The sequence below is a fragment of the Roseibium sp. genome (assembly GCF_051016195.1).
GTDB lineage: Bacteria > Pseudomonadota > Alphaproteobacteria > Rhizobiales > Stappiaceae > Roseibium.
Genome location: NZ_CP134616.1, coordinates 2214769 through 2227077 on the forward strand (window position 1 = coordinate 2214769; position 12309 = coordinate 2227077).

13 protein-coding genes are annotated in these 12309 nt (G+C 58.5%); 8 read left to right on the forward strand and 5 right to left on the reverse strand.

Annotated elements, in window-relative coordinates:
• Positions 1–7: 7 nt before the first annotated feature.
• From RDA78_RS10270 to RDA78_RS10290, 5 genes are all read left to right on the forward strand, one after another.
• The gene (locus RDA78_RS10270) at positions 8–937 is read left to right on the forward strand and encodes a TRAP transporter substrate-binding protein (protein WP_434055218.1); all 930 of its coding nucleotides are present in this window, start codon (positions 8–10) and stop codon (positions 935–937) included.
• Between the two features lie 95 nt (positions 938–1032).
• Positions 1033–1581, forward strand: coding sequence for a tripartite tricarboxylate transporter TctB family protein (locus RDA78_RS10275; protein WP_434055219.1), 549 nt, complete (start codon positions 1033–1035; stop codon positions 1579–1581).
• The gene (locus RDA78_RS10280) at positions 1578–3059 is read left to right on the forward strand and encodes a tripartite tricarboxylate transporter permease (protein WP_434055220.1); all 1482 of its coding nucleotides are present in this window, start codon (positions 1578–1580) and stop codon (positions 3057–3059) included. Before RDA78_RS10275 ends, RDA78_RS10280 begins: the two co-directional genes overlap by 4 nt.
• 83 nt (positions 3060–3142) lie before the next feature.
• On the forward strand, positions 3143–4102 hold the full coding sequence (locus RDA78_RS10285; RefSeq protein WP_434055221.1) for a tripartite tricarboxylate transporter substrate binding protein: 960 nt from the start codon (positions 3143–3145) through the stop codon (positions 4100–4102).
• 61 nt (positions 4103–4163) lie between these two features.
• Positions 4164–4703 (forward strand): OsmC family protein, encoded by a 540-nt coding sequence (locus RDA78_RS10290; protein ID WP_434055222.1) that lies wholly within the window; start codon positions 4164–4166, stop codon positions 4701–4703.
• Between the two features lie 53 nt (positions 4704–4756).
• Here the strand turns inward: RDA78_RS10290 and RDA78_RS10295 are convergent, their stop codons facing one another.
• On the reverse strand, positions 4757–5821 hold the full coding sequence (locus RDA78_RS10295) for an Ldh family oxidoreductase (RefSeq protein WP_434055223.1): 1065 nt from the start codon (positions 5819–5821) through the stop codon (positions 4757–4759).
• 55 nt (positions 5822–5876) lie between these two features.
• Here RDA78_RS10295 and RDA78_RS10300 point away from each other — a divergent pair, with 55 nt between their 5' ends.
• The gene (locus tag RDA78_RS10300) at positions 5877–6275 is read left to right on the forward strand and encodes a cupin domain-containing protein (protein ID WP_434055224.1); all 399 of its coding nucleotides are present in this window, start codon (positions 5877–5879) and stop codon (positions 6273–6275) included.
• Positions 6276–6345: 70 nt separating this feature from the next.
• On the opposite strand, the gene RDA78_RS10305 is transcribed toward RDA78_RS10300, so the two are convergent.
• Positions 6346–7134 (reverse strand): 3-keto-5-aminohexanoate cleavage protein, encoded by a 789-nt coding sequence (locus tag RDA78_RS10305; RefSeq protein WP_434055225.1) that lies wholly within the window; start codon positions 7132–7134, stop codon positions 6346–6348.
• Complete coding sequence (locus RDA78_RS10310) at positions 7135–8151, reverse strand: Gfo/Idh/MocA family protein (RefSeq protein WP_434055226.1); 1017 nt, start codon at positions 8149–8151, stop codon at positions 7135–7137.
• Between the two features lie 131 nt (positions 8152–8282).
• Between RDA78_RS10310 and RDA78_RS10315 the strand changes: the two genes are divergently transcribed.
• On the forward strand, positions 8283–9203 hold the full coding sequence (locus RDA78_RS10315; protein ID WP_434055227.1) for a LysR family transcriptional regulator: 921 nt from the start codon (positions 8283–8285) through the stop codon (positions 9201–9203).
• 112 nt (positions 9204–9315) lie between these two features.
• Positions 9316–10377, forward strand: a complete 1062-nt coding sequence (locus RDA78_RS10320) for a Gfo/Idh/MocA family protein (RefSeq protein ID WP_434055228.1) — start codon at positions 9316–9318, stop codon at positions 10375–10377.
• 182 nt (positions 10378–10559) lie between these two features.
• On the opposite strand, the gene RDA78_RS10325 is transcribed toward RDA78_RS10320, so the two are convergent.
• Together RDA78_RS10325 and maiA are read right to left on the reverse strand one after the other, a co-directional pair.
• Positions 10560–11438, reverse strand: a complete 879-nt coding sequence (locus RDA78_RS10325) for a LysR family transcriptional regulator (protein ID WP_434055229.1) — start codon at positions 11436–11438, stop codon at positions 10560–10562.
• Between the two features lie 64 nt (positions 11439–11502).
• A complete protein-coding gene (maiA, locus tag RDA78_RS10330; RefSeq protein WP_434055230.1) occupies positions 11503–12153 on the reverse strand; it encodes a maleylacetoacetate isomerase in 651 nt (216 codons plus the stop codon).
• Positions 12154–12309 lie beyond the last annotated feature (156 nt).

The window sequence follows — 12309 nt, forward strand, 5'->3', positions numbered from 1 at the left end:
AATCTCAATGACCATCACTGTCAGGTTCGGCGGGTATCAGGGAGACAAATCCGTTCACACGCGCGGAGGACGCGCGCTTGCGCAAGCGCTCGCACGGGCAAGCAACGGTGCGGCGTCCCTGGAATTCGATGAGAATATTGTCGAGCGCGGGCACAAGGCCGCGGATCTACTGTCAATGACGGAAAACGGTGATCTTGACGGTTGTTACTTCTCCTCAAGCTATCTGGCAAAGCGTGTGCCTGAACTCGGGGTTTTCGACCAGCACTTTGTCGTGCCGGACCGCCGACGCGCCTACGCCCTGCTTGATGGTGAGCTTGGCGAGCGGCTGAAGCGGGAAGTGTCGGCTGCCACCGGCTACACGGTGCTCGGATACTGGGACAACGGTCTGCGCCACATTTCAAGCCGCAGTCCGATCCGTGCGCCCGACGACTGCACAGGCCGGAGACTGCGAACTCTGGCAAACGAGGATCACCAGCGCGTCTTCCGGTCGCTCGGTTTCGATCCGCGCGCCATCGACGTGCGCGATCTGCCGGCGGCTGTTGCGGACGGCAGGGTCGATGCGCAGGAAAATCCACTCACAAACATCTATAATTTCGACCTTCACAAAACACATCGATCAATCACGCTGACGCGGCATCTTCTGGGTGTCGCGCTGGTTCTTTTCCGAACCAAGACCGTTGAAAGCTGGCCGGTGGAAATTCGCGAATCCGTCAAAGCTGCCGTTGCCGAGGCGACCTTCGCACAGCGCGGTTTTGCGGAGGAAGATGACGATATTTGCCGGCGCGCGCTCGAAGAAGACGGCGTCGAAATCATTGACCTGAACGAAACAGAGCGCGCCCGGTTTGCAAGCCGGTGCCGCAACGAAGTCGAACTGACCCGAAAGGCATTTGATGAAGAGCTAATCTCTTTGTTTGACAGGGAGTTAGAGGCGGTTTGAACGCTATTCGTGTTCTGCATGCGTCTACTCAAAGTTAGCATTTCGGATCATTTTGGCAGGTCGCTAGTCTGGTGCTTACGGGAGGAAAAGCACGGATGAATTCTGTTAACAGACGCATCGATCCGGAAGTGATTGTCTCGGCAATCCTTGGTGTGTCGTCGGCCTTGTCACTTGTGTTCATGTCTTTGCTGGTGGCGCCGCCAAAGGTGCTTTTCGGCCGGTCGCTCACCGCGATTTCGCCCAGTCTGTTTCCTTATCTGGTTCTGGGTGCTTTGGTGGCGCTGAACCTTCTCTTTCTCTATCGCTGCAAGACGCGCCCGGAAGGCATCTGGTCCGATGCGATCTACAACGATCACAGCCGGATGCGCGGCTATCTGCTGTTTGCGATCATGCTGTTTTATGCACTGGCAATGGTGCCGCTCGGCTTCCTGATTTCAAGCGTTCTGTCGCTCGCGATGATCTCGATCCTCGTTGGCAACCGAAATCCCTGGCAAATAATCCTGATCGCGGGCCTGCCGCCAATCCTGCTTTACCTGGGCGCGACGCGTTTGCTCGCGGTGGCCTTGCCGGAACTCTCGCCTATCGAATTTTTCTACGCCTACATCCTTGGTGAGTCCGGCGGAACCGGAGGCGCGGCGCAATGATCGAGCAGTTTGCCCAAGGGTTTGAAATGGCGTTCCGTCTGGACACGATCGTGTTCATCTGCCTGGGCCTTTTCGGTGGCATGCTGGTCGGCGCGCTACCCGGTTTCACGACCCTGATGGCAATGGCGATCCTTCTGCCGATCTCATTCTTTCTTGATCCCCTGGTTGGTATTCCCTTCCTGCTCGGGATTTACAAGGGTGGCATGTTCGGCGGCAGCGTACCGGCCATTCTTGTGTCCATGCCGGGAACGGGCGCGGCGGTTGCAACGACGCTTGACGGATATCAGCTGACAAAAAAGGGACAGTCACGCAAGGCGCTGGATACAGCCCTGGTTTCGTCCGCGTTTGGCGACACGTTTTCGGATGTGTTCACGCTCATCATGATTTTCCCTATCGCGCTTCTTGTGATGCAGTTCGGACCACCGGAAATCTTTGCCGTGCTGCTGTTGTCGCTCGTGATCATCGCAGTGACCACCGGCGGAAATGTCCTGAAGAGCCTGATCATGATGCTTCTCGGGATCTGGCTCTCCTTTATCGGGACGGATCCTCTGGGCGGTGTTGAGCGGTTTACGTTCGGCTTCTTCGATCTCAAGTCGGGTATTCCGCTTTTGCCGATGCTGATCGGTGTGTTCGCCATCCCTGAAATCGTCAACGTTGTCATGCGATCGACACAGGGCCAAGCGTTGGCCGCAGTCGTCGGTGAGCGGCTGAAATGGTCCGAGTTCAAGCGGATTTTCCGGACACTTTGCCGGTCCTGCGTGATCGGGACAAGCATCGGTATCATTCCCGGGCTCGGCCAGGTGGTTGCGGCCATGATGGGTTACACGGCGGCCAAGAACGCTTCAAAAAATCCGGAAAAATTCGGCAAGGGGGAAATCGAAGGCGTTGCTGCCGCGGAATCGGCGAACAACGCAGTCAATGGGCCAACGCTTGTACCTTTGCTGACGCTCGGCATACCCGGTGACAATGTCACGGCCGTCTTACTCGGGGCCTTTGTCGCGCAGGGCCTTCGTCCAGGACCGCAACTGTTTGAAGAGCAGGGTGCAACGGTATTCGCCATCCTGATTGCGATGGTGATCGCAAACCTGCTGTTCCTGGTGATTGGCTACTTGTCGGTCCCGTTCTTTGCACGGCTGGTAACGCTGAAAAACTCCATATTGGTGCCTGTCGTGATCATGTTTGCCTTTGCCGGAGCATTCGTGTTCCGCTCGGACTCGTTCGACCTTCTGATGCTTGTTGCTTTCGGCGCATTCGGCCTCGTTGCACGGGCTGCCAGGTTTGATGTCATGCCGATGGTGATGGGGTTCATCCTCGGTCCGCCAATGGAATACGCCTTTGGACAGACGGTCGCGATGGCACAGAACGCTCCGCTCGCGTTCCTGCTGACAGAGCGTCAGGGCATGCTTTTTCTTCTGCTCATCATTCCGGTCATCGGCTTCGTCCTCTGGAGGAGGATGAAGAGGCTGGCGACGGGCTAGGGGTCTTGAGGGACTGAAAGGCCGCGTCCGCATCGCCCGCAGGCCTTTCAAAAAACCAATCGATGCATATGGAGGAGGAAGTCATGTTCAATAAGCTTTGGAAAGGCGTTGTTTTTGCCGCTGCAGCGACTCTCGCGGGAGCTGTCTCCCCGGCGCTGGCAGAATATCCCGAAAAACCCGTGACGATGGTTATCCCGCTCGGAGCCGGCGGATCGCACGATCTGAACGCCCGGGTGATCACGTCGACGATCCCGTCATTCCTCGATCAGGCCATGATCGTGCGGCTGACACCGGGCGCCGGCGGTCAGAAGGGCACGCAGGAAGTCGCCAACGCCAATGCGGATGGCTATACGCTGCTTTTCAGCCACAACTATATCGACATGCTTCAACAGCATGTGGAGAATCTCCCCTACAAGCCGATGGACGATTTCGTTCCTGTCGCACGCATCAATTACGCGCCGATTGCCGTCGTTGTTCGCGCCGACAGTCCCTATCAGTCCTTTGACGATCTGATTGCGGCCGCGAAGGAAAAGCCGGGAGAAATCCGCATGGCGCATTCCGGCAACTGGGGCGCGCTTTTCGTGCCTGCGGCGCAGATCATGAAGGCGCGGGACGCCTATTTCAACATGGTGCCTTACCAGGGCGGTGGTCCGGCTATGCAGGCGCTTCTGTCAGGCGATGCGGATCTGACGATGGGCTTCCCTTCGACGCTGTCCTCTTTGCTGGCCTCGGGGGACGTCCGGGTTCTGGCAACGGCAGGTGCTGAGCGGATCTATCCGGACGTGCCGACATTCGGTGAAGTCGGCGTTGAAGGCGATGTGGGTTTCATGCACCGCGTGGTTCTCGCCCCGGCCGGAACGCCTCCGGAGGTGCTTGAAAAACTTGAAGCGTCGTTCGCGGCCCTTCTGGAGGATAAGACCTATAATCGCATGATGTCCCGTCTCGGCGAAAACGTCGACTACATGTCTGGGGCGGACTACCAGAAAATGCGCGAGGAGCAGGCAGCAGCTTACAAGGATCTGGTGGCTTCGATCACGCAGTAAGACCTGGTGTGAGACCGGCCGGACCCCGGCCGGTCTTCGATGGCAATTCTAAGACCGACGAATGACCCCGGACAACCTTGGCGCCGGGGACGCGTCACGCCTGCGGAAGGGATCTGGCATGAGGATCAAGGAAAAGCAAATCTGGACATTCAAGGTCTCGGGCCACCAGGAAACAAACACCAAGTCGGTGGTTCGGGCGCGTGACGTCGAGATGGTAATAGACGAGCCGGTCGAGCGTGGCGGGACCAATCTGGGGCCGATGCCGGTCGAGACTATGATCGCAGGTCTTGTGGGATGCACCCATGTCATCTCCAACAAGCTCGCCACTGCCAATGGCGTCGATATTACCGCGATGGATATCGATGTGGTCACGACCATGGACAGCCGTGGAACAAGGCTTGTCGAGCCGATTGATGTGCCGTTTCCGGACGTGAGGATTTCCATCACCGCAGAGATGGACGGGAGCGATGAGGACATCACCGCTGTGGTTGAAAAACTGCGCCATCACTGCGCCGTCTCCAAGATGCTGCAAATGTCGGGCAGCCGCGTATCGGAGTCATGGATGATAAACGGCCGCAACTGGGGGGCAGAGGCCGCCTGACCGGGAACCGGCCAAGTCAGACCGGCCGGAGCATTCCGGTCCGGTCTGACACTTCAGCCCGCAGCACGTTCTAACTTCGGGACCGCATTTTCTTCGGCAAGGCCGTCAAGCACCTCAAGCAGTGCGGCCGGCAAAGGGATCCCGTTGGAGCTTCTTTCTACACGGGTTGCGTGAAGCCGCTCGCCAGGGAGGCGGATTTCCGAAACGCCCGGAAGGCACGCTGAGGATTTCATTTCGTCCCAGACCCCGTCGATCGATGACTTGAACTCCACCGGGTCCATAAAGGCGCCAATGTTGAGCATGAGGATGAATTGACCCGTATTGGTTCTGCTTTCGGAATCTGTATTGAAGTCAACAACGTCGCGGCCAAAGGCGGCGCCGTTGAGAACACCTGCCAATATGCCGAAGACCAGAGAAAGCCCATAGCCCTTGGGGCCTCCAATCGGCAGGAGAAAGCCCTCGGAGGACCGCTTCGGGTCAAGGAGGGGCTTGCCATTGCGGTCGATCATCCAGCCTTCGGGTATCATTTCACCGCGCTGGGCAGCAGTCTTGACCTTGCCGTACGCGGCGACCGTGGTGGCCATGTCGAGTACGATCGGCGGTCGTTCGGCCGCCGGGATGGCAACCGCAATCGGGTTGGTCGACAACAGCATATCCGTCCCGCCCCAGGGCGGCATATGGTTTGCGCTGCCTACGGCGACATAAAGGCCGATCATGTCTTCCGCGAGCGCCTTCATTGCGTAAAGGGATGCCGGGCCGGCGTGGTTCGAATTGCGCGACCCGACCCAGGACACACCCGTCTGCCGGGCTTTGTCGATTGCGACATTGGCCGCGTTATCCATCACCAGATGTCCCATGCCGTTGTCGCCGTCTACGACAGCACTCGCGGGAAACTCCTGGGCAAGGACCAGATCCGGCGTCGGGTTGATCCCGCCAGCTTTCAGACGTTTGACATACTGGGCGAGGCGAAAGACGCCGTGGCCGTCCTGACCGATGAGATCGGCGGCTGTCATGAGATTTGCAACAGTCCGGGCATCCACCTCCGGCAGGCCGTTGGCCGCCAGAACCCGGAAGATGAATTGTTCAAGGTTCTTTGCGGTTACAAGTGCTTCAGCCATGTGCCTGCTCCATCTATTCCCGGGCCTCGCCCTGTTTCAGCAAGAGGATGAATTCGTGCCTACCGTCATCACCCATCAGGACATCAAGCCTTTCCAGCGCGGGGACGGCGTCGAAACGCGTCTCCTGATAGGCAAGGCCGTCAGCGAAACCGTACCGTTCACCACCGGAACGACCGTGTTTCCGGCCGGCTGCAGCGCGCCGATGCACTACCATAATTGCGACGAACAGGTCACAATCCTGGAGGGCGAGGCCGAGGCCAGCGTCGGCGGCAGGACCTACGACCTGAGCGTAGGCGATACGGCCTTTGCCGAAGCCGGGTCACCGCATTACTTCAAGAACAGGGGCAAGGGCCGCCTGGTCATTCTCTGGGTTTACGGTGCCCGTGACGTCACGCGCACCTTTGTCGAAACCGGCGAAACCGTTCCGCATCTGTCGACAGGCGATAAGGTCTAGTGCGGTTTACGAATTTGAAGTTCGCTTCGGAGTTTGCTGAAACAATGATGCGAACTTCAAATTCACCGCACTAGAGAAGTCCTTCTCTGCCAGCCAGTTCGACAAGTTCGCTGACACGATCCGCATTGTCCCTGGCGAGCGTGCCATCCCGATTCCACAGGGAATTCTCAAATCCGATCCGCGCCTTGCCGCCGAGTTTCAACGCGTGGAGAAGGCAATCGGTCTCCTCTGGCCCGAAGGCGCACAACATCCAGTCGAACGCCTGGTTTCCCTCGTGTCGCACCATGGGCCGGATAAACGGCTCTATGTCCTCTGGACGGCTTGCAATTGAACCGTCATAGGACCCCAGAACGAGCTGCACCTGGTGGGATCCGCCGGGAATGGTTCCATCTGCGATGTAGCCCATGAGACGGTCAAGTTCGGGCTTCGAATAGCAGATGTGCTGGACCGAGACGCCGTTGCTGGCGGCCCAATGATAAACCTGTCGGGCTTCCGGCAACGCGGCCTCGTCCGGCACGAATTCGCGGAGGGCGACAGAGATCGAGCGCGGGCACATGCTGGTGATCAGGTCCCGCTGATCGCGTGCGCTGAAACGGCCTGCTGTTTCGCTCGTGATCTGCACGAACCAGCCGGGCAATTCTCGCCCCAGCCGGTCGATCACTTCCCGGTAGCGGGTCGTATCGAGGCTGTGACGGCCCTGATCGTCACGCACGTGTGCGTGGACGCCACCCGCACCTGCCGCGGCACATTGACGGCATGTATCGACAAGTTCATCGACGGACAACGGCAATGCGGGATGGGCGGACTTGTCCCGCCGCGCACCGTTCGGTGCGACGAGAATTTTTGGAAGTTCGATCATTCAGACATTCAGATGGATGGTTTCACGATGTTCGGCAGACTGCGCAATTGCTTCCAGAACTTCAATATTGTGGATCATTTCCTCGTGGGAAAACCGATAGGATTTATGGCTGAGACACGCATCGCGAAAGGCTTCGAGGTTTTTCACCACGGCGTCGCTCCAGTCATAAAGAGTTTCCTTCAACGGCTCTCCGGTCACCGATTCCACATAGCTTACCTTGCCGCCGGGCGTGTCCGGGTGGGTTTCGTTGCGGGCCTCCACCCACTTGTCCGTGCCGAACACATGCATGCGTATGAAATGAGGCGTGTGCAGGATCGCGCTCAGTGTGGCGGTCATGCCTTCCCTGAAGCCGAGCTGAACGGTCACCAGATCACCCGTCTCCCAACCGAGCGAGCGATCCGCGGTCATTGCCTGAACCGTTTTGACCGGCCCGAAAAACGAGATCAAAAGGTCGGTGAGATGGATCCCCATGGCGGTCATGCCGGCTGCCGGCGAGACCGCTTTGGACGTGCGCCAGTCACCTGAGCGCACATTGATCAGCTTGTCATGGCTGAAAGCCGCCTCAGCATGCATGATCTTGCCAAGGCTGCCGCGGTCGATCTCTGCCTTGAGCGCCTCCATGGCCGGTTCGAAACGGCGTTCGTGTCCGATTCCGAGCGTCACGCCCGCATCAGCGCAGGCCTTGACCGATCTGCGCGCGCTCGCGCCGGTCAGGCCGAGCGGTTTTTCGCAAAAGACATGTTTGCCTGCGGCAGCGCATTTCAGCACCTGTTCCTCGTGCAGCGGGTTGGGTGTCGTGAGCACGACCGCATCAACGTCAGGCCGTTTCAGAACCTCTTCAAAATCAGCGTAAGGCGTGGGGCCCGCATCGCGAATCTCACCGTGAACAGTCTCATTTGGTTCAATCACGGCCGGAACGGAAAACCCGTGCACGAGTTTCAGGCGGTTTACGATATGACGGCCCCACCAACCGAACCCGGCGACTGCGACACAAAACGATTTACTCTGTATGTTCATGGCTTTGCCCCGTTGACCGGTCTGGTTCTTCTGCTCTTTCGGCGTCTCCCTGTGCTAGTTAGCAGGTCTTGCCGCCTTCAAGGCAACTCATTATCAATGATATTTGCCAACAGAAAAAGTGATGGCCAGGGATGAAGCTCCAACAACTCAGATTCTTCGTTGCCGTCTACGAGGAAGGTTCTTTTTCGGCTGCGGCCAACCGGGTACACGCAACACAATCAGGCATCTCGATGCAGGTTCGAGAGCTTGAGGACCGCTACGGCGTGCAATTGCTGATCCGAAAGTCTACGGGCGTCAGCCCGACGGAGACCGGCAGGCTGTTCTACTCGAAGGCGATTGACGTGCTGCGTGCGGCTGCCGACGCGGATGAGACGCTCAAGCGCGCGTCGGGAACCCTGACCGGCCAGGTGCGGGTCGGCCTGATTCCTACGCTAACGCGAAGCGTCCTTTCCGAGGCGATGTTGCGGTTCACCAACTCCTATCCGATGGTCCGCCTGTCCATGGTGGAGGCCTATTCGTTTCAGCTGATCGAAGCGGTTGGGCGTGAAGAACTTGATTTTGCAATTGTTCCGGCCTTCGAAGGACATGAGAACATTCGGGCAGAGCCCATGGGGACCGACAACGAGTTTCTGGTGGGAGCGCCAGGCGATACGCATCTTCGGCCTGTCGACCTGAAGGAACACTGGCCGTTGCGCTACGTGCTTCCGAGCCCCGCCAACTCCCGTCGGCGCCGTATCGACCGCTATTTCGCGGATCACCACATCAAGGTGGAGGATGTCCTGGAGCTTGATGCGATGTTCGGCACGATCGATCTTGTCGCCCGTTCAGACTGGCATACGATCCTTCCCGGGATCATGTGCGCAGCCGATATTGACGGGCAGCGCCGCCGGCTACACCCGATCGTCGGGCCGGAGTTGTCGGTGAGCTACAGCCGCATCGAACCGGCGGCAAAACCGCTCAACGGCGCTGCGCAAGCCTTTTGCGAAATCCTGCAGGATGAACTGACGAGAACCATTGCCTCGACGCGAAAAGCGGCGCGATGCGGAGTTTGAATAAGGCAACGCAGAATCAGAATTTTACCCGTCAGATCCGTTTGCCCAACATGCTTTCAACAAGAGAAGGGGCCTGTCTTGCGGCGGCTCCGCCATCAGGGGAGCGAGGATTATGGAACAGATCGAACTGGGTGTTGTCGGAGCGGGCTGGTGCGGTGGCATTCGCATCGAGGCTGCGGCCCGAAACCCTCAAGTTGCAGCGATCCATATTGCCGAGACCCGCGGCGAACGCCTTCAGGAAATGAAAGACCGGTATGCGCCGGCAACGGCGACGGACACCTACCAGGAAATCATCGAAAACGGCAATATCTCCTCGGTGATCATTTCCGCAACGCCTGAGGATACACATTACCCCATGGCGAAAGCCGCTCTTCAGGCCCGCAAACATGTCTTCCTGGAAAAACCCATTGCGATCACGCTTGCAGAGGCCGATGAGCTTGTGGCTCTTTCGAAGGAAAACGGGGTCAAATTCACGATCGGCTATTCGCAGCGTTTCAACTACAAATATGCCTATATTCGCGAGAGCCTTTTGAACGGCACACTGGGCGATCCGGTCTCCGCTCTGGTCAGCCGCCACATCACGCGCGGCCTCGGCAACAAGATTTCGGGCCGGACCAAACTGTCGCCGGCCGCAATGGAAGCGACCCATGATCTCGACTTTGTCTTGTGGTGCCTGGAGCCGGCCAAACCGGTGAAAGTCTATGCGCAGAACGTCTATCGCTACATGAAGGGCAAAGGTGTCGACGCGCCGGACTGTACCTGGATCATCGTGACGATGGACAACGGCATCGCCTTCACCATCGGTGCCGGCTGGATCCTGCCTCTCGGCTATCCCAATTATTCCAGCACAACGCTGGAGATGGTCGGGACCAAGGGCGCGCTCATGGTCGATGACAGCCACAAGGATGTGGTGTTGAACACCGAAGACAATGGCATCCAGTTTCCGATGTCATCCATGCCGGGTGAATTTGTCGGGCATGCCTATGCCGGACCGATGGCGCCGGAGACGGATCATTTCATAGATGCCTGCGCCCGGGACAAGCCGGTTCTGGTAACGGCCGATCAGGCGCGTCAGGTCATGGAAGTCTATATCGCGGCGGATCTGTCGGCCGAGCGAGGCGAACCGGTTCACCTGCCATTGAATGATGCCAACCAGAGCTCGATCATGGCGTAAGCAAAGTCCCTTGTTTCCCGAGCTTGGCATCATTCGGTGCCTTCCAGGATGAACGAGGCGAAGACCCGGTAACCGGGGCCCTGGCTCAAAACTCAATGTGCCGGCAGCAGGTCCCGGTTCGCGCTGCGCGCTTGCGTGACGGCAGATTTCATCGAGGCGGGTTTGAAGCCCAACGAAAGCAGTCATTCAGAAAACGAATCCTTCAGACATGCAATCAGCCGCTCCGTCAGGACCCGGGGCGAACTGCCTCTGCGTTGAATAATGCCGTAAGACAGTTGGATCGGGGTCGTGAGCGGGCGAATGACAAGGCGGTCCTTGAGCATATCGGCCACCACTTTGTGAATGATGGCAACCCCGGCATTCGCCGCGACGAGATTGGCAACGAGCACCGTTGAATCCGTTTCGCAGACAGACCCGAGCCGCACGCCTGCACTGCTGAGCGCTTCTTCCAGGCGATAGCGGAGGATCGTGTGCGTGGCGATGCTGATCAGGCGCTCGCTGGACAGGTCCTCAAAGGACACGGTGTCTCTTTCTTCGAGGCGGTGTCCGGGCGGCAGGACGCAGACCGTCTCCTCTTGGCAAAGCGGCTCGATATGCAGACCGTCATCCGACAGCGGCAAGGTCACCAGCCCGAGATCGCATTTTCCGTTGACGACAAGCGATTGCACTTCCGATCTTGGTTTCAAGTCTACCTTGAGATGCACATTCGGATTCTCGTCGAGAAAACGTCTGAGCGGTTCGGGGGTCATACAGGTGCCGATCGCAGGCATGGCCGCGATACGCACGGTCCGGGTGCTGAGTTGCCGGATGTTTCGCGACATCAGGTTGATGCGCTCGATCTCGGCCAGAATACGCTCGGCGATTTCCGAAAAATCGAGCCCTTCCGGGGTCAGCGTCAGCCCGGCGCCCTGCCGGTCGAAGAGCTGATAACCGATGTCTTCTTCCAACTGCAGGATCAGGCGGCTCGCCGTTGACTGTGTGACACCGATCCGGTCGGCAGCCATTGTCGTCGAACCCGTGTCGCGGACCGCTCGGAATGCCTCCAATTGCCGGAAATTCATAGGTTGGACTATCCTCTAATTTGGCTTGGGGCGCTCCGGTCTTCCGCTGCGAGCTTACGCCTGACTACTCGGCCGCCGGCGCGCCGACCGCGTCGGGGTGTGCGTCCTGAAAGGCTTTCAGATCCTGTGCCGCGTCTGCGGCTTCACGTATTCTGGCAAATGCGGAAACGTCGGCTCCCCAGCGATCGGCGTTGTAGATTTGAGGGATCAGGCAACAGTCCGCCATGGTCGGCTGCACGCCGAAACAGAACGGACCGTCCGAGTTTCGTAGCAATTCCTCGAAGGCAGCGAGACCTTTTTGAATGAAGTGCCGCATCCACTCCGCTCTGGTGTCATTGCCGCCGCCGGTCAGGTCCAGAACATGCTGAGCGACACTGAGGTTGCAAACCGGGTGGATCTCCATGGCAATTGCATAGGAGAGCTGGCGTACGCGGTACGCACCGTCGATTTCGTCGGGCAGCAGCGAAGATCCATCGGTGGTTGAATGCAGGTATTCGATAATGGCGAGGGACTGGGTCAGAACTTTGCCGTCGATCTCGAGCGTCGGCAGAAGCCCTTGCGGGTTCTGCGCCAGATATCCTTCGGAGCGGTGACCTCCGCTCAGCAGGTTGACCGGTTTGAGTGTGGCCGGAATTCCCAGCAGGTTCAGCGCGATGCGAACGCGATAACTGGCTGATGATCGCCAGTAATCGGATAGGGTTGCCGTTCGCGCCATCTTGGATCTCCCGTTGGTTGCTTTCTGGTCTTGATAGACCCTCAACAGGAACAAGCGCAATGGCGCGGGGCGAATTGAAGCGATGGCTATTCAAAGACCGGGCGCACGCCCAAGGTGGGCCCATCGCGAAAGTCGGTCAACTTTCGTGCCCGGTCG

Excerpts from the sequence above, each read along its gene's own strand:
- RDA78_RS10310 (WP_434055226.1), bottom strand. The coding sequence starts at position 8,151 with ATGAACATACAGAGTAAATCGTTTTGTGTCGCAGTCGCCGGGTTCGGT.
- RDA78_RS10290 (WP_434055222.1), top strand. The coding sequence starts at position 4,164 with ATGACCCCGGACAACCTTGGCGCCGGGGACGCGTCACGCCTGCGGAAG.
- RDA78_RS10320 (WP_434055228.1), top strand. The coding sequence starts at position 9,316 with ATGGAACAGATCGAACTGGGTGTTGTCGGAGCGGGCTGGTGCGGTGGC.
- maiA (WP_434055230.1), bottom strand. The coding sequence starts at position 12,153 with ATGGCGCGAACGGCAACCCTATCCGATTACTGGCGATCATCAGCCAGT.
- RDA78_RS10295 (WP_434055223.1), bottom strand. The coding sequence starts at position 5,821 with ATGGCTGAAGCACTTGTAACCGCAAAGAACCTTGAACAATTCATCTTC.
- RDA78_RS10280 (WP_434055220.1), top strand. The coding sequence starts at position 1,578 with ATGATCGAGCAGTTTGCCCAAGGGTTTGAAATGGCGTTCCGTCTGGAC.
- RDA78_RS10315 (WP_434055227.1), top strand. The coding sequence starts at position 8,283 with ATGAAGCTCCAACAACTCAGATTCTTCGTTGCCGTCTACGAGGAAGGT.
- RDA78_RS10275 (WP_434055219.1), top strand. The coding sequence starts at position 1,033 with ATGAATTCTGTTAACAGACGCATCGATCCGGAAGTGATTGTCTCGGCA.
- RDA78_RS10270 (WP_434055218.1), top strand. The coding sequence starts at position 8 with ATGACCATCACTGTCAGGTTCGGCGGGTATCAGGGAGACAAATCCGTT.
- RDA78_RS10305 (WP_434055225.1), bottom strand. The coding sequence starts at position 7,134 with ATGATCGAACTTCCAAAAATTCTCGTCGCACCGAACGGTGCGCGGCGG.
- RDA78_RS10325 (WP_434055229.1), bottom strand. The coding sequence starts at position 11,438 with ATGAATTTCCGGCAATTGGAGGCATTCCGAGCGGTCCGCGACACGGGT.
- RDA78_RS10285 (WP_434055221.1), top strand. The coding sequence starts at position 3,143 with ATGTTCAATAAGCTTTGGAAAGGCGTTGTTTTTGCCGCTGCAGCGACT.